This window comes from Burkholderia sp. BE12 (genome assembly GCF_002959955.1).
Classification (GTDB): Bacteria; Pseudomonadota; Gammaproteobacteria; order Burkholderiales; family Burkholderiaceae; genus Burkholderia.
Genome location: NZ_PREY01000012.1, coordinates 55,180 through 77,647 on the forward strand (window position 1 = coordinate 55,180; position 22,468 = coordinate 77,647).

The window sequence follows — 22,468 nt, forward strand, 5'->3', positions numbered from 1 at the left end:
TCTCATTGAATCCTGGTTTAATTCACCGCGATAATATAGCCCGGCCTCTCGAAGCAGCCTGATTCTAAGAGCAAGCATTGCAAAACACAATCAATTCCAATTTCCGGGGATTTCGTTGATAGCCGTCGCACTCGTCGCCTATTTCGCCCTTGCCGTCGCCGTCGCGGCACTGTTGCTTTTACCGGGTATCCGCGCGACCGTTTTTGAATCCGTCGCCCAGTTTCACGGCCGCCTTACGCGTCGTGCGAACGATCGCGCCGCGCGCACGCGGAGTCAGATTGTTAAATCGGCAAGCGCGACGCGCGGCGCATTAAGCGATGTGCAAAATTTACTGGTTCGGCGGCGCTTGATGATTATGGTATCGGCAGGTATTCTTGCGACGCCGCCATTGGTCGCCATTGCGTTACGCGGCCGGCAATTGTTCCAGTACGACGACACGGCGCGCGTGCCCGACGAGAAAATCGCCGCGTTGCTGCAGGGCGAGCAACTCGTGCCGCCCCCGCCGCTGCCGCCGGAAGTCTTCGCCACCAAGGAAGTCGAACAGGTCCGCCCGGCGCTGAAGGATGCGAGCCGCGACTGGAACCTGCTGGACCCGGATTTCCGTACGCGTTTGCTGCTGGTCTACAAGATCATGCACGAACAGCACGGTTATGAAATGGCGTTGCTGGAAGGTTACCGGAGCCCGGAACGGCAGAACCGGCTGGCACAGATGGGCAGCAACGTGACCAACGCGGCAGCCTTCCAGAGTTATCACCAATTCGGGCTGGCGGCCGATAACGCATTCCTGCGCGACGGCAAGCTGGTCATTTCCGAGAAAGATCCGTGGGCGATGCGCGGCTACCAGTTGTACGGCCAGGTCGCCGAGCAAGTCGGCCTGACCTGGGGCGGCCGATGGAAAATGATGGATCTCGGGCACGTGGAATACCATAAACCCGGTTTTAAACTGGGACGCGGCAGCTAGCCAGGGCTGCCGGACAAGAAATAATGAGGGCGGCATGGGGCTTTTTAATCACCCGGCAGGAAACGATCTGGGCGGCGCAAACAATCGGGCATTCCGGTGCGCGATTTTTTCCGGCCGCCGCTTCCGTTTTAAATCTCACAGCGTCCTTTCGTTAATGCGCGCGCCTTCTCCGATGCCGCGAGCGCGTTGATGCCAGCCTCCTCCTTCATCCCGTTTGACAGCATGGCGACACATCGCGGCGCCACCCTTGCCGCTCGGCGCGCCTGCGTCGCCTCACCGAATCGCACCGGAACCTGAACGTCCTATGCAACGCATCCTCAACGTGCTGACTCATCCGCGTACGCTCTCGATCGTCGGGATCGTCGCGCTAGCGGCCATCCTGTTCATCGTCGCCGACATGCTGCAGTTGCCGCTCCTGTGGGCGGCGATCGCATTCGCGGCGGTCCTCGCGCTGTGGCTCGTCGTCGCGCTGTGGCGCCGCTGGCGCGTGAAGCGCGCGAACCAGCAGCTCGGCCAGGTGCTGGAAGAGCAGGCGGAAACCGGCAAGATCGCCGCACCGGCCGCCGCCGCGCTCGCGCCGGACGCGAAGACGGCCGATCTCGACGTGCTGCGCACGCGCCTGTCGGATGCGGTGAAGACGATCAAGACGTCGAAGATCGGCCAGGTGTCGGGCGGCTCCGCGCTGTACGAGCTGCCGTGGTACATCGTGATCGGCAACCCGGCCGCGGGCAAGAGCAGCGCCGTGCTCAACTCCGGCCTGCAGTTCCCGTTCGCGGACAAGAACAGCGCCGTGATCCACGGCATCGGCGGCACGCGTAACTGCGACTGGTTCTTCACGACCGAAGGGATCCTGCTCGACACGGCCGGCCGCTATTCGGTGCACGAGGAAGACCGCAGCGAATGGCTCGGCTTCCTCGGGCTGCTCAAGCGCTACCGTCCGAAGGCGCCGATCAACGGCATCATCGTCACGGCGAGCATCGCCGAACTCACCGGCAACCGCCCCGAATTCGCGATCAACCTCGCGAAGAACCTCCGCCAGCGCGTTCAGGAGCTGACGGAAAAGCTGGAAGTGTTCGCGCCGGTCTACGTGATGTTCACGAAGGCCGACCTGATCACCGGCTTCACCGAATTCTTCAGCAGCAGCGACAAGCACGAGTACGACCGCGTGTGGGGCGCCACCCTGCCCTACGAACCCGACGACAAGCGTGACGTCGTCGCGCAGTTCGACACGCACTTCGAGGAACTCTACGAAGGGCTGAAGGAAATCAGCGTCGCGCAGCTGTCGCTGTCGCGCGGCAACCAGCTGTCGCCGGGCCAGTTGAGCTTCCCGCTCGAATTCTCGACGATCAAGCCGTCGCTGCGCGCGTTCCTCGCGACGCTGTTCGAGAACAACCCGTTCCAGTACAAGCCGATCTTCCGCGGCTTCTACTTCACCAGCGCGCTGCAGGAAGGCGAAACCAACAGCACGGCCGCGCAGCGCATCGCGCACCGCTTCGGCCTCGACGGAAGCGCGCTGCCGAAGCCGCACAGCGCGTTCTCGAAGAACGGCTTCTTCCTGCGCGATCTGTTCTCGAAGGTGATCTTCGCGGATCGTCAGACGGTGCGCCAGTTTGCGAGCCCGACCAAGACGCGGCTGCGCTACGCGACCTTCTTCGGCTTCGTCGCGGCGCTCGCGCTCGCGCTCGGCGGCTGGACCTGGTCGACGATCGGCAACCAGCAGCTCGTCGCGAACGTGCAGGCCGACCTCGACAACGTCACGCGCCTGCAGCAAGGCCGCAACGACCTGCAGTCGCGCCTGCAGGCGATGGACATCCTCGAGGACCGGATCGAGCAGCTCGAACAGTTCCGCCGCGACAAGCCGATGTCGGTGTCGCTCGGCCTGTACCAGGGCGACCGTCTCGAGCAGCACCTGCTGACCGAGTACTACAACGGCGTGCGCCAGATCCTGCTGGCGCCGGTCTCGCAGAACCTCGCGTCGTTCATGAAGGACGTGAACGCGCACCCCGACCAGCTCGTGCCGATGACGCGCCCGCCCGAATCGGGCGCCGTGCAGGGCGGCACGCTGCCGGTCTCGACGAACGCGGCAGGCGCCGCGCCGCAGGCCGGCGCCGTGCTGGCCGCGTCGGCCGCCGCGCCGGCCGCCGCCCCGCAGCAGGCGGCCGCGCCGCAGGGCGGCCTCTACAGCGACGCGTCGCCGACCAACGTGCAGGACGCCTACAACGCGCTGAAGACGTACCTGATGCTGTCCGACAAGCGCCACGTCGAACAGGCGCACCTGACCGACCAGCTCGCCCGCTTCTGGCGCGGCTGGCTCGAGACGAATCGCGGCAACATGCCGCGCGACGAGATGATCCGGAGCGCCGAGCGCATGATCTCGTTCTACCTGTCGCGCGTGAACGACGACGACTGGCCGATGATCGACGCGAACCTCGCGCTCGTCGACCAGACCCGCGAGAACCTGCGCCGCGTGGTGCGCGGCATGCCGGCCCGCCAGCGCGTCTACGAGGAAATCAAGGCCCGCGCGTCGACCCGCTTCGCGCCGATGACCATCGCGCGCATCGTCGGCGACGGCAACCAGGGGCTCGTGGCAGGCAGCTACGCGATTCCGGGCACGTTCACGCGCGAAGCGTGGTTCGACTACGTGCAGCCGGCGATCCGCGATGCGGCGACCAAGGAACTGCAGGCGAAGGACTGGGTGCTCAACACGTCGACGCAGGACGACCTGACGCTCGAGGGCAGCCCCGAGCAGATCCAGAAGACGCTCGTCGGCATGTACAAGACCGAGTACGCGCAGCACTGGCAGAAGTTCATGCAGGGCATCGCGGTACAGGGCTTCACCAGCTTCGGCCAGGCCGTCGACGGGATGAACCGCCTCGGCGACCCGCAGGATTCGCCGATCCGCAAGATCCTCGAGACCGCGTACGACCAGACGTCGTGGGACAACCCGTCGCTCGCGAACGTGACGATCAAGAAGGCGCAGACGGGCGTCGTGAACTGGGTCAAGCAACTGTTCTCGCGCTCGCAGGCCGGCCAGGTGGCGGCGGCCAACATCGACATCAACGGCAATCCGGCCGAGGTGCCGATGGGTCCGATCGGCCAGGAGTTCGTCGGGCTCGCGCGGATCGTCGCGACGCATGACGGCACGTCGATGCTGAAGGGCTACATGGAGTCGCTGTCGAAGGTCCGCACGCGCTTCAACGTGATCAAGAACCAGGGCGACCCGGGCCCGGGCGCGCGCCAGCTGATGCAGCAGACGCTCGACGGCAGCGGTTCGGAACTCGCCGATTCGCTGAAGCTCGTCGACGAGCAGATGCTGACGGGCCTGACCGATTCGCAACGCAAGTCGCTGCGTCCGCTGCTGGTGCGGCCGCTGATGCAGGCGTTCGCGGTCGTGATCCAGCCGGCCAGCGCCGAGGTCAACAAGGTGTGGAACGCGCAGGTCTACCAGCCGTTCCAGAGCTCGCTCGCGACGAAGTACCCGTTCGCGGCGAACGCGAAGGTCGAGGCCGGCGCCGGCGAGATCGCGCAGGTGTTCGGTCCGGACGGCTCGATCGCGAAGTTCGTCGGCACGACGCTCGGGCCGCTCGCGGTGCGCCGCGGCGACACGCTCGCCGCCCGCACGTGGGGCGACATGGGCATCGGGCTCACGCCGGACTTCACGAACGGCTTCGCCCGCTGGGTCGCGCCGCTCGCGGGCGGCGCGGCCGGCAGCGCGGCCGCGTCGGCCGAGCCGCAGACCGTGTTCCAGATCCTGCCGCAACCGAGCACGGGCACGACGGAATACACGATCGCGATCGACGGCCAGCAACTGCGCTACCGCAACACGCCGCCGCAGTGGACCAACTTCGTGTGGCCGAACCCGCAGGGCTCGCCGGGCGCGACGCTGTCCGCGACGACCTTCGACGGTCGCACGGTGCAGCTCGTCAACGAGCCGGGCCGCTACGGTCTCGAGAAGCTGATCAACTCGGCGCAGCGCAAGCGCCGTCCGGACGGCACCTTCGACCTGACGTGGGCACAGGGCAGCGTGAACGTGTCGGTGACGATGCGCATCATCAGCACGTCGCAAGCGTCAACCGGCGGCGGCGACCAGCCGCAGCAGCAGAGCCTGCGCGGCCTGCAGCTGCCGTCGTCGGTCGCCGACGCGAGCGCGGGCGCCGCGCAGAACGCGACGCAGTCCGGCACCGGCACGTCCGGTACCGGCACGTCCAGCACCGGCACGCCGGGCGCAGCACCGGCCGTCGCGGCCGCCAACGCAACGAATGCACAGAGGGCGCAATGACGCAAACCGTACAGGCGCAAATCGCCTACTTCGGCAAGATTCCGTCGCGCGGCGACTTCGTGAAGAGCGCGCACAACCCGCAGCTGCTGCAGACGCTCGATCGCTGGATCGCGCAAGCGCTGGAGCTGCTCGCGGAAGACCCGCGCTGGAAGATCGTCTACGAGGACGCGAAGCCGATGCATTTCGCGTTCCTCGGCTCGCGCAGCAAGCTCGCGATCGCGGGCCACATGGTCGCGAGCCACGACGTGTCGATGCGCCGCTTCCCGTTCCTCGGCGCAACCGCGCTCGAGGTCGACCGGCCACTCGCGTTCCTCGCGCGCAGCCCGCTCGCGTTCGCTCGGCTGTGGTCGCGCGTCGCCACGCAGATCCCGCCGCTGCTCGGCAAGGAAGAGCCGCCCGGCGCGCTGCAGGCGCTCGGCGACACGCAGGTGCCGATCGACATCGGCGGCCCCGGCACGTCGCATGACGGCACCTTCAACGATTTCGTCGAACACCAGTCGCTGTACGGCCTGCAGGAGATGCTGCTCGAAAGCGGTCATCCGGTGCGGCTGCGCGGCGCGATGCTCGCGCTCGGCTCGCTGCTGCGGCCGGTGATGCAGAGCGGCTCGTCGCACATCGAGCGCGGCCTCACGCTGCCGCTGCCGGTGGATCCGTTCTACCGCAGCCTCGTCGCCGCGTTCTGGCTCGAGCTGATCGCGCCGTTCGTCGCGCAGGCCGACTTCGAGCTCGCGATCTTCATCGGCTCGATCGCCGAGCGCGAACGGCTCGTCATCGGCTTCAACGGCGCGTCGGCGAAAACGCTGCTGAGCGTCGTCGACCCGCAGACCTACGCCGCCCACAACATCGACATCGACGATCCCGAGTGGATCGACGCCCATGCGCAAAACGATCATCAGATCAGCAAGCTCGTCAGCTACCTCGACCAACCGCAACTCTCGCTGCGCGTCGCCATCGACGCGTTCCGCGAAGCGTTCATCGGAGGCTGACGGGATGCATCGCATGAATCACGCACGACGCGCAGGCGTTTCGACCGCCCTCGCCGCGCTGTTCGCGGCCGGCCTCGTCGCGAGCGGCGCGGCCTTCGCGCAGAACACCGGCGCGACCGTCACGCCGGTCGGCAACGGCTCGGTCGCGACGACCGCGCTGCCGCAGGCCGGCTCGAACGCCGGGGGCGCGTCCGGCACGGTGGTGCACGGCACGGCCGGTACCCTCACGCCGCCGCCCGCGAACGCGGCGCCCGGCCAGGTGGTCGTCGGCGGCAAGGTGCCCGACGAAGCGACCAAGGCGTCCGTGCTGCAGAAGCTGCGCGATACCTACGGCGCGACGAACGTCGTCGACCAGATCGAGGTGGGCGACGTCGCGACGCCGCCGAACTGGAGCGCGAACGTGCAGAAGCTGCTCGGCGCGCAGCTCAAGCAGATCAGCAAGGGTCAGCTGAAGATCAACGGCACGCAGATCGAGATGAAGGGCGAGGTGCACAACGAAGCGCAGCGCCAGCAGCTCGCGAGCGACATGGCCAACACGCTGAACCCGACGTACACGATCAAGAACGGGCTGCGCGTGTCGGCGTCCGAACAGGGGGTGCTCGATCAGACGCTCGCGAACCGGACGATCGAGTTCGAGACCGGCAGCGCGACGCTGACGCCACAGGGCAAGCTGATCCTCGACCAGATGGCGGCCGCGCTCGTGAAGATGCAGAACCGCACGGTCGACATCATCGGCCACACCGACAACTCGGGGAACCGGACTTCGAACATCGCGCTGAGCCAAGCGCGTGCGGATGCGGTGAAGGGGTATCTGATCACGAAGAGCATTCCACCGCAGCAGATGACGACGACGGGCGTCGGGCCGGATCAGCCGATCGCGCCGAATGATACGGCGGAGGGAAGGGCGAGGAATCGGAGGATCGAGTTCCGGGTGGGGCAGTAGGCGAGCCGCAGCTGGCTCCATCGCGAGCCGGTGTGCGATCCGATGCGGGCGGCAGCAGCAATGCGCCGCCCGTTTTCGGTTAACGGCCGCCGTCAATGGGACGGTGTCGCGCCGCCATTGTAGTCCCGCGCCCACTCCTCGCTCTGCTTGGCCACCTGGTCAATACGTGCGGCGGCAAGATCGCCCTTCTTGCGCTTCTTTGCTTCCTTTTCGAAATCGGACGAACCGAATTCGTCCTTGTCTCGTGCGGCACCACGGCGTATGTCGATTTGATCATGCTTGCCCACTTGCCAATTGCCGCTCGAACGTCAATCCCGAGCCCGAGCATCTCTCCCATGCTGCTTCTTCTCCACATGTGGCGGCGGTATCAGCCCATCAGGAATCGTCGGCACAATGACCGGCTCAAACCTGTCGGTCGTCAACGCAAACAGTACATTCTTCGATAGCGACTGCATCGACTTTGCAAACATACCCGGCTGAGCAGCGGCCGTCTGCAAGACTCGCTGAATCTCCGGATGCGCATCGAACCGCTTGTTCACAAGCAAGCTGTAGTACGCGTACTGTTCGAGATCGCTCCGATCGGTCAGGTGGTATTTCAGCCATGCGCCAGCAACGATGCGAGCGACGCGTCGATGCGACTGTCCATCCGTGTCGTCAAACTTCTCGTCGAGTTTCGTTTGATAGTGAGTGACCATCCATCGCGACACCTCGACGATCGGAACGCGTGAATCGTCCAGAAGTCCACCGGGAAACTGAAGCTCGACGTGACGATCGGGGTAAAAATGAACTTCGAGAACACGACTTCCAACCTCGCCGGGAATGGGCGAAGGCGACATCACGACCTTCGTCTCGCTCTGCTGCATATGCGAGTCCTCCTGTGTCCAACGATCCGCATCGTAGTACCTCCACCGGACCGTGAACTCAGTTCCCTTGAGCTTGTAGCAACATGCCACGCTTCCTCCACCAGCACCGGGTGGATCATCTCCCCCCGCCGCTCGCCTGGTTTCCATATGCATCGGTAATGGTGAAACCGTCCATGTTGTACGGCAGATAATTCCGGCCGATCACCGAAATCCCGCTATACGCGGGTTCCGACTTGCCGCATGCTGCCATGGTCGTCACCAACAGGCACCCTGCCACTACGCGGCTCGCCGACCTCGAAAAATCCACGGCCCTATTCATTGATGTTTTCCTTCCAACCGCGCCGTTCGTTCACCACCCGCGGCGGCGGCAACAGGCCTGCGGAAATGGGCGGCACAGCCACCGCCGTGAATTCATCGCTTCTCAACTCGGACAGAACGCTCTTCGGCAGTGCCTGCATCGAAGTCGCGAATGCGCCCCACCGGCCTGCTGTGCTTTGCAAGATGCGCTGGACCTCGGGATGCGCATCGAATCGATCGTTGACGAGCAAACTGAAATACGCGTACCGATTCAAATCATCACGATCAGTCAAACGGTATTTCAACCACGCAGATGCAACGACGCGAACGATGCGACGAAACTGCTGATCCTCACGCTCGTCGTAGCGCTTGTTCAACTGCTCCTGGTAGTGACTCGATATCCAACGTGACACATCGATCATCGGAATGCGCGATTCATCCATCAGCGCGCCAGGAAACTGAAGCTCGACGTGACGATCCGGATAGAAGTGAACTTCGAGAACTCGATCACCGATCTTCTCCGGAACCTGCGACGGAGACAACGTAGCCTTTGCCTCGGCGTGAAGCGTTTCCTCGTTGCCTTTGTGCCACTGGTCGACGTCGACATAATTCCATTTGACCGTGAACTCGGTACCTTGGAGCTTGTAGCAACAAGTCACCCCCCCTACGCCACCCGGCAAGCTATTCCCTCCGCTTGCTTTGTTTCCGGAAGCATCGTTGATCGTAAATCCATCTATGTTGTACGGCAGATAGTTGTGAGCGGTAACCGAAACACCGCTATACGTCGGCTCCGACTTGTTGCATGCCGCCACGGCGGCCACGAGGAAACACCCCGCCAGCACGCGACTCACCATACTCGAACATCTCATTGCTCTACTCATTGAGTTTTCCTTCCGAATATTGCCCGCATGCCCTGCCGACGTATAGATTGCATTGGTTTCGCTCACTCGTGTCGTCAGACGAGTCCGTCTCTCGTTGCCCGAACTGCTCTCGATGCAATCAGCCATGCCGCGCAGCGTCCGCATGTGGCGACGGTATCAGCCCATCGAGAATCATCGACACGACGACCGGCTCAAACCTGCCGCTCGTCACCGCAGACGGTACATTTTTCGATAGCGACTGCATCGATCTTGCGAACATCCCTGGCTGGAGCCCAGAAGCCCACCAAGAAACTGAATGGCGGCCGCGCTCGCGAAGATGCAGAACCGCACGGTCGACATCATCGGCCACACCGACAACTCGGGGAACCGGACGTCGAACATCGCGCTGAGCCAGGCGCGCGCGGATGCGGTGAAGGGTTACCTGATCACGAAGAGCATTCCGCCGCAGCAGATGACGACGATGGGCGTCGGGCCGGATCAGCCGATCGCGCCGAATGATACGGCGGATGGTGGGGCAGCGAGGTGGCGGGGCGGCTCGCAGTGAGTCGCCCCCGTACGATCGGGGGCGTTAGCTATGCGGAAAGCGATGCACGTCGTGCAATAACGTCAACGCGTAGGGGGCGTCCCCTTGTAGCCCCTCGCCCATTGCTGACTCTGCTTGCTCGCCTGTTCGACCCGTTCGGCGGTGAGATCGTCGTTCCTGCGCTGCTCGTCTTCCTTCGCGTAATTCGTCGTTCCGAACACGTCCTTGTCCCGTGTCCTGAAGTACAGTGATGGTGCGAGCACGTGATCCTGCCAGCTCGTCAGCAACGTATCGTGAACAAGCATGTCGAACAGCGCCATCACCTCGGACGGAAGCGGGTTCTTTCCCGCATACCCCTGCTGCCAAGCCTTGACGAGTGCAATTTCGTCCTCCTTCAGCTCGACGTGGCTTGCAAGCGCCGGCGCGAGGAACAGCGGCGTATAGGTAAGCTTGTTGTTGAACGACTGCACGAAGCGGCGCTGTTGCCGTGCCTCGTATTCCGGTCGCATTTTCTCCCACTTGCCAGTCATCTCCTTCGCCTCGTTATCGAGGCGCTGCCAGACCGTCGTGTAGTTGCTTGGCGGGACGTCCTTCCATAGATCGTTGTAACGCTTATCCGCCACCTGCTTCGCGAGCTTCAGCTTCTGGATCTCGGGCGTGTCCATCCGCTTGCTGCCCATCATTGCCCAGTCGAGCTTCGCTTTTGCGTCACGTCGGTCGTAGTCGGCCTTTTCGACGTCCTTGCGCCACTCGGTCGCTGGGTCGGTCACGGAATGACGGAATTCCGGATCCTGGTACCGCATGGCGATCCAGCGCAGAAATACCTCCGCATGCGGCAGAAAGTTCACGCCTTGCGTATCCGGAACGACCTTGCGGTACGCATCGACAAGCGCCTTGATCTTGTATTGCTTGCCTTCATAGGTGATCGGCGTCGCAATCGAGAAGCGGCTGAATACGTCAGGTCTCCGCTTGGCCAGCGTTTCCATGTCGAGGAGCGCACTGCCGGCCTTGAGCGCTTCGAACAGCATGTCCCTGAGCGGAACACGCATCAGCTCCGCATTGAAGCCTAACGAGCCATGCAGCGAACCGCCCGCTACATCGCTGCTCGTTCCCGGATAGAGCCGCTGCTCGGCGCGGGTCTTTTCCAGGCTGTCGAGACGCTGGTACATGCGCATCTCGTGAGCGGCGGCGAAATGCACGCATCGCTGGACACTCGCCGGCACGGCAAGCGACCGGTCCTTGTAATTCGGCTTGATGGTCCCGAGAAACGGAAGGATGCCGATAATCTCGCCAGCCTCTTCCGACATGATCGACGACACCGCATCCAGCAAACCGACGAATTTTATTTCAAGCGAAATGCCATCGAGCGCAAGATCCTGATCGTCCCGGCGCTTGTACTTGGTAGCCAGATCATTGACGAACGCGCGCGCGAGCACGCAGCCGCGGTCTGCGCCAAACACTGATACTTCGATCTTTCGAATCTTCGACATCTGTCCCTTGACCGCCTCGACCGCTTTTTCCAGCTGGTCCTGCGCGGCGACGAGCCGTGAATCGACGCCAGTACCGAAGTAGACGCTCATCACTTGCGAATCACGCACGATCGGTACGTTTTCGATCGCGATTCCCGTAATGACCTGACGGACTGTCGATTGCACGATCTTGAGCGGATTATGCTTCAGATCGTTCTTCGCGTTCCGAAACACCGCGATGCCGCCCGCCTTCGTGCGCTCCCATATCCGCTCCGGCGATGCGTCCAGCACATTCGCGATGCGGCGCGCGGTTCGAGGAATGTTCTGGATGTCTTTCTTGAAATCGTTGAAAGCATTCAGCATCGGCCGAAACGAAAACTCTGCAGCGGACTGCTTCGCTGCCGTCGTCGCGCGACTTTTCACATCCAGTTGCTTGATCGGCTGGTTCACGCGTGCGACCGACTCTGCCACGCCTTTTGCTGCGGCGAGCGCATTCTTGCCGACCATGTTCGCCGCAGCGAGGCCGGCATTGAGCCAGTCGTTCGATTTGGCATCCGCGTTGAGGTCCGTACCGAGGCCCGAATAGTAAAGTCGGAACCAGAACTGATTCACGGGACGGTCGACGTCCATGTTGGTACGGTGCGCATCGAAAAGACGCGAGATGTTCGAGTACAGTCCGCTATCCGGATCGTCTTCGTCCTTGCTGCGACCGAACGCATCGAAGAATACGCCGATACGGATCGTTGCCCCACACGGCAGACAGTCCCCCTTCGGATAGTTGTCAGCCGCCATCTTGTCGACTGCCATGCGAACGCTCTGCGGCGTAGCATCATCCGGATCGAGTCGAATTGCGTTTCGATCGTTAGCTCCGGCCATTGCTATTCTCCTCACGTGGGGGCGGCACCAGCCCCGCAGGAATCGACGGCACCGCAACCGCCTGGAATCGGTTCTGCCCAAGGTCCCTAGCAACCGTCGGCGGCAGGGTTGCCGCCGCCTTCGCGAATGCGCCCGGCTTCCCCTTGCTCGATTGGATGAGTTTCTGCACTTCCGGGTGGGCGTCGAACCGCGGATTCACCAGAAGCGCGTAATACGCGTATTGCTCGAGGTCGCTGCGATCGGTGAAGCGGTATTTGAGCCAAGCCTCCGCAACGGCTCTCGAAATCCGGCGATGCGACTGGGCATCGTTGTCCTCGTATTTCTTGTCGAGCCGCTTTCCGTATCTTTTCGTCAGGTCACGCGAAACCTCCACAATCGGCAATCGCGTACTTCCCAGCATCTCGCCGGGAAAAGCCAGTTCGACATGACGATCGGGGTAGAAGTGAACCTCGAGAATGCGCGAGCCGATCGAATCCGGCGCCTTGGTCAGCGGCAACGAGACAGCCGCCTCCGCCTGCTGTTTTTTCACCTGCTCGCCCGGCCGCCAGTCGTCCGCATCGTAATACGTCCACTGAACCTTGAAATCGGTGCCTTTCAGCAAGTAACAGCAGGCGATGCTGCCTTCCCCAGCCCCGGGCTCCAGATCACCACCTCCGCGTGCCTTGTTGCCAAACTGATCGGTAATCGTGAACCGAACAAGGTTGTACGGCAGGTAGTTCAGTGCCTCTGTTGAAATGCTCGCGTAGGTCGGATCAGACTTGCTGCATGCCGCCATCGACACGAACAGCAAGCTCACCGCGGCGACTCGCAATGCAGCGGACAACCGTCCGCCAGCCGTGCGCATGGTGTGGCGGCCGGGAACAGCCGCATGGAATTTCAGTGCAGTGTGTTGCATGCGATCAGGCATAAGCATTCTCTTCACATAGCCGCGACAAGATGCCGTCGACGACACGGCGACCTGTCGACTAGCTCAATATTGTCGTTCGTCAATTCGAACAGCGGCCGCTTTGGCATCCACTCTGCCGTTACATCCGGTATGTCGACTGCTCCCGTGCTGCCTCCCTCGTACGCCACGGCGGCAGCAAGCCGTCTGGAATCGCCGGGACGGTCACCGCATTGAAGTTGTCGTTCGTCAACTCAGATAACACGTTTCTTGATAGAGATCGCATCGAAGTTGCGAACGCGCCGGGTTGATGGGCAGCCGCTTTCAAGACTCGCTGAATTTCCGGATGCGCATCGAATCGACTATTCACCAGCAAGTCGTAGTATGCGTACTGCTTCAAGTCATCAGACTCAGTCAGCCGGTACTTCAACCACGCTGCAGAAAGGACGCGAACGATGCGCCGATACTGCTGATCCTCGCGCTCGTCGTAGCGCTTGTTCAACTGCTCCTGGTAGTGACTCGATATCCAGTGAGACACGTCGATCATCGGAATGCGGGAATCATCCATTGGCGCAGCGGGAAACTGAAGTTCAACGTGACGATCCGGATAAAAATGAACCGCGACAATTCGTGTCCCTACGTTCTTCGGAACCTTTGACGGAGGCAACGCGACCGTTGCTTCGGCATGAAACGTCTGCTCGTCGCCTTTATGCCACTGGTCAACATCGTAGTAGTCCCACTTGACCGTGAAAACGGTCCCCTTGAGTTGATAGCAGCAAGTAACGCCCCCGCCACCGCCCGGCATGCTGTCGCCACCGCCACTAGCCTTGTTGCCGTATGCGTCAACGATCGTGAACTTGTCCAGGTTATAGGGTAGATAGTTCTGGGCCATGACCGAAATCCCGCTGTAGGTCGGCTCCGACTTCCCGCATGCGGTCATGGCCACCGCGAGCAAGCACCCTGCCAGAACACGACTCGCCAGACTCGACACCCTCATTGCTCTATTCATTGATGTTTCCCTTCCGAATCGCGACCGACCCGCCATGCCAACATCGACCAGCCCCAACCATCCGAATATCCTCAGCGACAAGCCACTAAGCGCGCCGCACCTATTTCCGTCGCCGCGCGTCAATCGCGCCGACGTCCACGTGTCATCAATCCCGCTCGTCCACATCGAAAATTTCATACGAGACGCGCCCGATACGATCAGCCACGCCGTGCATCCTCTGCACGCGGTGACGGCAACAAGCCATCGGGTATCGCCGGCACCACCACCGCTTCGAACTCGTCGTTCGTCAACGCGGACAATACGCTCTTCGGCAGCGATTGCATCGATTGCGCGAACATCCCGGGCTTGCTGGCGACCGACTGCAGGATGCGCTGAACCTCCGGATGCGCATCGAATCGACTATTCACCAGCAAGTCGTAGTACGCGTACTGCTTCAAATCATCGAGATCAATCAGCCGGTATTTCAACCATGCCGCCGCAACGACGCGCGCAACGCGACGAAACTGCTGGTCCTCGCGTTCGTCGTATCGCTTGTCTAGCCGAGCCTGAAAATGCTTCATCCACCTGACGACATCGACCATTGGCAATCGATCGTCATCCAGCATCTCGCCGGGGAACTGGAGCTCAACGTGCCGATCCGGAAAGAAGTGCACTTCGAGAATCCGGGCACCAACATCGTCGGGGGACTGCGACGGTGACATCGATACCTTCGCGTCGCCACGGAACATCCGCTCGTCACCCTTATGCCACTGGTCGACATCGTAGTAGTTCCACTCGACGACAAACTCCGTGCCCTTGAGCTTGTAGCAGCACTTCAAACTCCCCCCGCCTGCGCCGGGCGGATCGTCGCCCCCACCGTGGGCCTTGTTTCCATACGCGTCAGTCACGGTAAACCCGTCCATGTTGTACGGCAGATAATTCCGGCCCATCACCGAAATCCCGCTATACACCGGCTCCGACTTGCCGCATGCGCTCAAGGCCATCGCGAACAGGCACACCACCGCCACCGACTTACGCCACGCCACTGTGCACCTCCAGCAATTCCCGCTCGTGCGCATCGCGAATCGCATCCCACGTCGCGTCGTCGATCGTCGCCAGCGCGTCATTGAGCGTCGTCTCTCCATGAGCCACGGCCCCCAGGCACGCCCGTACCGCCGGATGTTCGTCGAACCGGGGCCCAACCAGCACGCCCGTCATCACGTAGCACTGCAATTCCGCTTCTTCGGCGATTCCGCGCGCAGTTGCACGATCGAGTTGCTCGACAACCTGGTCATACAGTTGCGCATCGGACAGATGGTCGACCACGGCCGCCATCGTCTCCCGAAACTTCAGCACGAGCTTGTCCGGATACCCGAGTTCGATCAACTGCGCATGCTGCTGCTCGCTCAAGCCCGGCGCATCGCCGGCCAACGCCGTGCCTTCGATCAACGGCATGTCATTACGCCACACGACTTCCTCAAGCCGCCGATCGCGGTAGCGAATCTCGTCGAACGGCGCAACGAACTGCCGCGCCTGCGCATCGCTCCACACCTGCCGGAGCCGCCCGAACACATGGTTGTCGAAGAAGAACAGGTAGTACGCGCGGCCATTCGGCAACGTGTACTTCACGTACTGGCGCAGATGCGCGTCGAGTGCATCGAACGACCACGCCGAGCACAACCACGTCACCGCATGCAGATCGACCGCGTCCAGCCACAGTTGCCGCAGCACGCGATGCTGCTCGGTGTTCTCGTCGTCGAGCGCGTGCCGGTCGAACGCGATCAGGTACGGTGCGATATCCGTATAGGCCTCCAGCCCGGTATCGGCCCAAAGCGACGCATGACGCAGCCCGCGCACGGCTGCAAGCTGCGTGTCCAACTCCTGATAACCGCGCGTATCGACGAGCACGTAAAGCTTCATCGCTCTACCGTCGTCAGCCTTGCGCTCCAGCGATGCCTTCAGTGTCTCGAGGAATACCGGCCATTCAGGCTCGCGCGGATTCGGCAGATCCGCGGCCACCTCGATGGCTTCGCCCGTATCGTTGACTTCGTCCATCAATCCGCCTCGACCATCGACTCGCGCCCGCTATGTGCATTCAGCACGCATTGCTTGCACGTACCGCCCGGCATCGCGGGCAGCGGATACGGCATGCTCGTCGGGCCGCTGAACTGGTGCTGGGCACCCTTGAAATCGATCTTCCCGGGCGCATGAATCTCGATGTTGCCGCCCTTGATCCGGATATAGGCGCCGCCGGACGTCAGCAGGATCTCCCGCTTGGCGGCCACGTCGACATTCTCCGTCGCCGACACCATCTTCACGGCCTTCTGCGCGGTAAGCTCGACACTGTCCGCGTGCGCCTGAACCTCGACCTTGCCCTTCGCGGCGAACAACTTCATCCCGGCGTTCTGCGCGAACAGACTGATACGATCCCGGATGCCGGCGATCAGCGACTTCCCACTGGTAATGAACGTACTTTCGCCACTGACGATATTGGTCTGCCGGTCGCTCGCCAGATGCACCGACTGCTGCGACGCCATCCCGATCCCCGCAGGGCTCGCGAACAGCATCACCGGCTCCTTGAACGCATTCGCATTACCGGTCCCGCCGCCCGCCGTCCTGCCGCCCGAGGTCGCGCCCGCCACGCTGTTCTGCGTCGCGTCGGTGAATTGCTTCAGCGCGTCGTGGCCTGTGCCGAGACTCTCCGCCTGATGCATTTCACTGACCTGCGACATCGATTCCAGCAGCCCTTCCGCATTGACGAGCTGCTGCTGCGCTTCGCTCACATCGAGCGGCTGGCTGTTCGCCTGCTTCGGATGCGTCGTGACATACAGCCCCTGCCCGGCACGCACGGCGCCATACGCATCTGTCCGCAAGTCGAACCCCGAACCGAGGTACGCGCCCCGCGTGTTGCCGTTCTGCTCGATCAGATAGCCGAGATGCAGCATCGAATTCGCACTGCTGCTGAACAGGCGCGCCCGGTTCTGCCCGGTCGCGTCGTCGAGCACCATCTCGTTGTGACCCGATCCCGCATACTCCTTCGACCGGAAACCCGACAGGATCCCGTCGCTATGCCACTGCGGCTTGGCGGCCCCGTTGTAGACGCGATGCATCACGATCGGCCGGTCGCAGTCCCCGCCGATGTAGCCGATCATCACTTCCTCGCCGACCCGCGGAATATGGACGCCGCCGTAACCGCCGCCGGTATCCGACTGCACGACGCGCATCCAGCACGACGCGTTTTCGCGGCCTTCGCTCTGCCGGTCCCAGACGAACATGACCTTGATCCGGTTCAGTTCGTCCGTATGAACCTCCTCGCCCTTCGGCCCGACGACGACGGCCGTTTCGAGCTGCATCGCGGGCTTCCGGTGCTCGAACGGGCTGCGATACGGCACGGCCGCGCGTTGTGCTTCGACTTCGACGAGATAGAACCCGGCTGAACCGTCGTCATGCCCCACTTCGAATGCAGCCGCTTCGCCATGACCGGCTTTCACCTGTGCCAGCCGTCCCTGCAGACTGTGCGGGAAATTCGCTTCGTGGTCCGAGATCGGCAGGTTGTTCTCGATGTACCGCGACACCTTCAGTGCCGCGAATTCCCGGTCTTGCGCGGCATCGCGATCATGCTCGGGGTGATCCGCCAGCGTGAAGCGTCGCCCGGCATCGATCCCCCGCACGCCGCCCACGCCGAAGAAGCGCTTCGCGCGCGACTCCCACTCCTCGAGACGAATCTTCGACAGATGTTCGCCGCGATCCTGCCCCGCATACGTATACGCACCGGTGTATTCGTAGATTTCCGCCTGATCCGGCAGATCTCCCTGGCCGGCCTTCGTCGGCAACGTCGTACCGTTCGGATTGCCCGGCGAGGACGGCGACTTGTAGTCGAAGGTACGCGTCGTGTGCAGCGTACTCTGCAACGTCCGCGATGCCGCCCATTGCGTGAAACCCGCAGTCTCCGTGCCCGCTCCCGAATGGTCGAATCTGACGGTTTTCGGCGACAGTTCATCGACCGCATGCAGGTCGTCGGTAATGACCAGCGTGTGCGCGTTGCCGTCGTCGCTGTGCCGCCAGAAGCCAAATAGCCCTTCTTCTTCCATCAGGCGATGCACGAAGTTCCAGTCGGTTTCGCTCTGGCGGCAGTACGAACGCAACGGCAGCGGCTTCGACAACGCGAACTGATACTGCCCCTTGGCCTGAGGATGCGCGTCGAACACGTCGGCCAGAATCGTATCGACACGCTCGTCCTGCCAGTACCGCATGTCGCTGCGGAACTTGAGGAAGTGCATCCACGACGCGAAAGTCAGCTGGTAGCTCGACAAGCTACCGTCCGCGCCAAGCCGACGCGCCGTATGGATATAGCCGTTGATCGGAAGATACGACTTGTCCGCCTGCTGGATCCACAGCGTCATCGGCTTCGCGATCAGCGTCTTGAGCTCGACGTCGCTCGCGGTGGAGACCAGGTCCAGCTCGACGCTGAAATCGCGCCCGAGCTCCGAAGAGGTCACGGCGCGGCGCGGCACGAGCGCATTGTTCGGCAACGACGGAATGTCCGCCTTCAGCAGGCGATCCTGCTGAATCAGGCCGCCGCGAATCGCCTGTGCGAGTTCGGTCACGTTCATGCGTCAATCCATGTTCTTGTCTGCCGCGAACCCGCTGGGCTCGCGCTCTCAGGTCAACAACCCGGCGCTCACGACTGCTCGTCCGGCCTCACACCCAGCAATTCGCGAATGTGCGACAGCGAGCCGTCGTCCTTCACGACGCTCTCGAGCCACTTGTGCAGCGGCATGTCGGCCCATTCGGCCGCCTTGTCGGCGAGATACGCGACCGGGCTGTGCGGCTCGGTCTGACGGAAATAGCGCGCCACCGCACGCAACTGGTCGACGGCCTGCGCGCGGTTCTGGATGCCGGCGATCATCTGCGTCACCGGAGGACGCGAAGCGGTCTGCTGCTGCACGTGAGTCTCCTCGGTCTGGATCGAATTGCCGAAAACCGGCTCGATGCGTTCGGGCTGGGCCTGCGGCGCCGACGGCGTGTGCGGCGCGCTGCCCGTATATCCTTGCTCGCGCGCAAAGCGCTCGGCGAGCCGGTACACCGTCTCGAACGCGTCGCGCGCCTGCCGGAAGCTCGGGGCCGAATCGCCCGCGCGTTCGACGAGCCGCTCCTCGAACGCATCGAGCGCGAATTCGAACGCCTTCAGATTCGCCAGCAGCGTCGTGTAGAACGCGATCGACGTCACGCGCCGCGACGCGTCGATCTGCTCGATCGACGGCTTGCCGCGCGCGATGTCGTCCGCGTGGTCGGGGTCGCGCTTGATCGACTGCGCGACGTGCTGCGCGACTTCCCAGTCGAGCGTGCTGAACGCATTCGATGCGCCGTCCGTCAGCGGCACCGCGCGCAGCAGCTCGGCCGTGCGGCCGGACAGCCACGCGACGTTGCCGAGCCGGTGCTCGATGTCGTCGTCCTCGGGCAGCGGGTGGAAGGTGTCCCAGAACTCGCGGCACAGGCCCTCGAGCAGCGCATAGCCTTCGGTGAGGCCCGTGATGCCGTCCTCGAGCGCGAGCGCCTCGGTCAGCCATACGGCGAGCCGCAGGTCCTTCGTGCGCGTGCGCAGCAGCTCGCCCGCATGATCGACGACGAAGCCCCAGTCGGCCTCCTTGATCTCGGTCACCCACTCGCCCTGGTCGAGCGTCGGGTCGTCATAGCGCCGCGCGTCCTGGATCGCGTCGAATTCGTTCGAAAACAGCAGGTCGTCGCCGCTGGGCGACGCCTCGCTGACCGGCGTCAGCAGCTCGGGGAGATTGATCGGCATGGTTCAGTGAATCCGTTGATGCATGAGATGTCGCGCGCCGAACTCATTCGACCGTATAGGCGAATTCGCCGGCCTCGTCCGCGCGCACCGCGATGCGCGCGATGGCCGCGCCGTCGGCGATCCGCCCGAGCACGTGGCCCGCGATCTCCGGCAGCAGCGTGCCGTTCAGGATGTGGTCGACGTTGCGGGCGCCCGAGTCGACCTCGGTGCAGCGCGCGAGCACCGCCTCGACGAGCGATTCGTCCCATTCGAACGCGGCCTTGTGGTTCGTCTCGATCCGGCGGCGGATGCGTTCGAGCTTCAGTTCGATGATCTCGGCCAGCACGTCGTCGGAAATCGGGTAGTACGGGACGACCTTCATCCGGCCGAGGAACGCCGGCTTGAAGGTCTTGTACAACTGCGGACGCAGCGTCTCGGCAAGCGCGTCCGGATCGGGCAATTCCTCGGCCGGCTTGTTCAGGCAGGCCTGCATCACCGCGGCCGAGCCGACGTTCGACGTCAGGATGATCAGCGTGTTGCGGAAGTCGATCTCGCGCCCTTCGGCGTCGTCCATCGCACCCTTGTCGAACACCTGGAAGAACATTTCGAGCACATCCGGGTGCGCCTTCTCGACCTCATCGAGCAGCACGACGGAATACGGGTTGCGGCGCACGGCCTCGGTCAGCACGCCGCCTTCGCCGTAACCGACGTAGCCCGGCGGCGAACCCTTCAGGCCCGACACGCTGTGCGCTTCCTGGTACTCGCTCATGTTGATCGTGACCATCTTGCGCTCGCCGCCGTACAGGATGTCGGCCAGCGCCAGCGCCGTCTCGGTCTTGCCGACGCCCGACGGCCCGACGAACATGAACACGCCGCGCGGCTTGTTCGGATCCTCGAGGTTCGCGGTCGCGGTGCGCACGCGCTGCGCGATCGCCTCCAGCGCATGGTCCTGGCCGATCACGCGCGCGCCGAGCAGCGACTGCAGGTTCAGCACGGTGTCGATCTCGTCCTTCACCATCCGGCCGAGCGGAATGCCCGTCCACGCGGCGACGATCTCGGCGACCACGTGGCCGTCGACCTGCAGCGGCACCATCGGCTCGCCGCCCTGTAGCGCATGCAACGCCGCGACGCGTTCGGCGAGCTTGTCGCGGGTGGCCTGCACGTCGACCGGCTGGCCGTCTTCCGCCGGGCCGCGCGCGCGGTCGAGCGCGTCGCGCAGTTCGGTGATCTCGGCGACGATCACGCGCTCGGCTTCGTAGCGTTCCTCATCCTTCGCCAGTTGTTCAAGCGCCGTGTCGCGCGCGCCGCGCAGCTCGCCGAGCCGCTCGTCGTGCACCGCACCGCCCGCCGCCTCGCGCTCCAGCGACGCGATTTCCGCATCGATGCGCTCGATGCGCTTCTTGGTATCGTCGATCGCGGCCGGCGTCGCGCTGTGCGCGAGCGCGACCTTCGCGCACGCGGTGTCGAGCACGCTGATCGCCTTGTCCGGCAACTGGCGGCCGCTGATGTAGCGATGCGACAGGCGCACGGCCTCGGTGATCGCATCGTCGAGAATCCGCACGTTGAAATGCTTCTCCATCAGGCCCGACATCCCGCGCAGCATCGCGGCGGCCAGCGGCTCGCTCGGCTCCTCGACCTTCACGACCTGGAAGCGCCGCGCGAGCGCCGCGTCCTTCTCGAAGTACTTCTTGTATTCGCTCCACGTCGTCGCGGCGATCGTGCGCAGCTCGCCGCGCGCGAGCGCCGGCTTCAGCAGGTTCGCCGCGTCGTTCTGGCCGGCCTGACCGCCCGCGCCGATGATCGTGTGCGCCTCGTCGATGAACAGGATGATCGGATGCGCGCTCTTCTTCACCTCGTCGATCACGCTCTTCAGACGGTTCTCGAACTCGCCCTTCACGCTCGCGCCGGCCTGCAGCAGCCCCATGTCGAGCACATGCAGCGCGACGCCGCGCAACGGCGGCGGCACGTCGTCGGCCGCGATCCGCAGCGCGAGCCCTTCGACGACCGCCGTTTTGCCGACGCCGGCCTCGCCAGTCATGATCGGGTTGTTCTGGCGGCGGCGCATCAGGATGTCGATCGCCTGGCGGATCTCCGCTTCGCGGCCGATCACCGGATCGATCTTGCCGTCGCGCGCGCGCTGCGTGAGGTTGGTCGTGTACGTGTCGAGCGCGGGCGTCTTCGACGGGCCGGCCGCGGGCGCCATGCCGTCGCCGGCCGGCGCGACGTCGCTGCCGTCGTCGTCCGCCTGGCGCGGCTCGGCTTCGCTCGAACCGGCCATGATTTCGTCGAACTTGTGCTTCAGGTCCGTCACGTTCATTTCCGCGAACCGCGACGACATCCGTTGCGCGAACTGCGCGAGATCCGGCGCGGTCAGCAGCGCGAGCAGCAGGTGCCCCGAACGGATGCGGCCGAGCTGCGAATCGAGCGACGCGATCAGCCACGCCTGCTCGAACAGCGCGATCAGATGCACGGAGAACACCGGCGTGCGCGTGTTGCCCGTCTTCAGGCGCGTCAGCTCACGTTCGAGATCGGCATGCAGCGCATGCGGATCGACGCGGCTCGCGCGCAATGCGAGCGGCAGGTCGCCCGTCGCTTCGTCGAGCAACGCGAGGAACAGGTGCTCCAGATCGACCTCGTAGTGGCCGCGCGCCAGGCACGCGCTCGCCGCACGCTCGGTCGCGTGGCGACACAGCGGGTTCAGTTTCGTGATCAGGGTCTTCAGAGGCGTGCTCATGGC

14 protein-coding genes and 2 pseudogenes are annotated in these 22,468 nt (G+C 63.5%); 5 read left to right on the forward strand and 11 right to left on the reverse strand.

What is annotated here, in order from left to right; all coding sequences use genetic code 11:
• Positions 1–115: 115 nt before the first annotated feature.
• From C4B30_RS15490 to C4B30_RS15505, 4 genes are all read left to right on the forward strand, one after another.
• Positions 116–961: a M15 family metallopeptidase gene (locus C4B30_RS15490; protein WP_027783396.1), complete on the forward strand. Its 846-nt coding sequence runs from the start codon at positions 116–118 to the stop codon at positions 959–961.
• 304 nt (positions 962–1,265) lie between these two features.
• Positions 1,266–5,240 carry a type VI secretion system membrane subunit TssM gene (tssM, locus tag C4B30_RS15495; protein ID WP_027783395.1) on the forward strand — a complete coding sequence of 1,325 codons (3,975 nt, stop codon included), beginning with the start codon at positions 1,266–1,268 and terminating at the stop codon, positions 5,238–5,240.
• The gene (gene tagF / locus C4B30_RS15500) at positions 5,237–6,226 is read left to right on the forward strand and encodes a type VI secretion system-associated protein TagF (protein ID WP_027783394.1); all 990 of its coding nucleotides are present in this window, start codon (positions 5,237–5,239) and stop codon (positions 6,224–6,226) included. Before tssM ends, tagF begins: the two co-directional genes overlap by 4 nt.
• Before the next feature lie 4 nt (positions 6,227–6,230).
• A complete protein-coding gene (locus tag C4B30_RS15505) occupies positions 6,231–7,169 on the forward strand; it encodes an OmpA family protein (RefSeq protein WP_027783393.1) in 939 nt (312 codons plus the stop codon).
• A gap of 92 nt (positions 7,170–7,261) precedes the next feature.
• On the opposite strand, the gene C4B30_RS15510 is transcribed toward C4B30_RS15505, so the two are convergent.
• The 3 genes and pseudogenes from C4B30_RS15510 to C4B30_RS15520 form a co-directional block, all read right to left on the reverse strand.
• A complete protein-coding gene (locus C4B30_RS15510) occupies positions 7,262–7,456 on the reverse strand; it encodes a hypothetical protein (protein ID WP_027783392.1) in 195 nt (64 codons plus the stop codon).
• 21 nt (positions 7,457–7,477) lie between these two features.
• Positions 7,478–8,282 (reverse strand): annotated as a pseudogene (locus C4B30_RS15515) (DUF3304 domain-containing protein).
• A gap of 61 nt (positions 8,283–8,343) precedes the next feature.
• The gene (locus tag C4B30_RS15520; RefSeq protein ID WP_419188574.1) at positions 8,344–9,210 is read right to left on the reverse strand and encodes a DUF3304 domain-containing protein; all 867 of its coding nucleotides are present in this window, start codon (positions 9,208–9,210) and stop codon (positions 8,344–8,346) included.
• Positions 9,211–9,505: 295 nt separating this feature from the next.
• Here C4B30_RS15520 and C4B30_RS15525 point away from each other — a divergent pair.
• A pseudogene (locus C4B30_RS15525) lies at positions 9,506–9,754 on the forward strand (OmpA family protein); the annotation flags it as partial.
• A gap of 62 nt (positions 9,755–9,816) precedes the next feature.
• Here C4B30_RS15525 and C4B30_RS15530 read toward each other — a convergent pair.
• The 8 genes from C4B30_RS15530 to tssH all read right to left on the reverse strand — a co-directional run bounded on the left by C4B30_RS15530 (position 9,817) and on the right by tssH (position 22,465).
• Positions 9,817–12,078: a DUF2235 domain-containing protein gene (locus C4B30_RS15530; RefSeq protein ID WP_027783389.1), complete on the reverse strand. Its 2,262-nt coding sequence runs from the start codon at positions 12,076–12,078 to the stop codon at positions 9,817–9,819.
• Positions 12,065–12,985 carry a DUF3304 domain-containing protein gene (locus C4B30_RS15535; RefSeq protein ID WP_034185457.1) on the reverse strand — a complete coding sequence of 307 codons (921 nt, stop codon included), beginning with the start codon at positions 12,983–12,985 and terminating at the stop codon, positions 12,065–12,067. Before C4B30_RS15535 ends, C4B30_RS15530 begins: the two co-directional genes overlap by 14 nt.
• A gap of 118 nt (positions 12,986–13,103) precedes the next feature.
• A complete protein-coding gene (locus C4B30_RS15540) occupies positions 13,104–13,958 on the reverse strand; it encodes a DUF3304 domain-containing protein (RefSeq protein WP_027783387.1) in 855 nt (284 codons plus the stop codon).
• 209 nt (positions 13,959–14,167) lie between these two features.
• Positions 14,168–14,953 carry a hypothetical protein gene (locus C4B30_RS15545; RefSeq protein WP_158683500.1) on the reverse strand — a complete coding sequence of 262 codons (786 nt, stop codon included), beginning with the start codon at positions 14,951–14,953 and terminating at the stop codon, positions 14,168–14,170.
• Positions 14,954–14,981: 28 nt separating this feature from the next.
• A complete protein-coding gene (locus C4B30_RS15550; RefSeq protein WP_027783385.1) occupies positions 14,982–16,004 on the reverse strand; it encodes a DUF4123 domain-containing protein in 1,023 nt (340 codons plus the stop codon).
• Positions 16,004–18,562, reverse strand: coding sequence for a type VI secretion system Vgr family protein (locus C4B30_RS15555; RefSeq protein WP_027783384.1), 2,559 nt, complete (start codon positions 18,560–18,562; stop codon positions 16,004–16,006). Before C4B30_RS15555 ends, C4B30_RS15550 begins: the two co-directional genes overlap by 1 nt.
• 68 nt (positions 18,563–18,630) lie before the next feature.
• Complete coding sequence (gene tssA / locus C4B30_RS15560) at positions 18,631–19,752, reverse strand: type VI secretion system protein TssA (RefSeq protein WP_027783383.1); 1,122 nt, start codon at positions 19,750–19,752, stop codon at positions 18,631–18,633.
• A 43-nt stretch (positions 19,753–19,795) separates the two neighbouring features.
• Positions 19,796–22,465 (reverse strand): type VI secretion system ATPase TssH, encoded by a 2,670-nt coding sequence (gene tssH, locus C4B30_RS15565; RefSeq protein ID WP_027783382.1) that lies wholly within the window; start codon positions 22,463–22,465, stop codon positions 19,796–19,798.
• Positions 22,466–22,468: the final 3 nt, after the last annotated feature.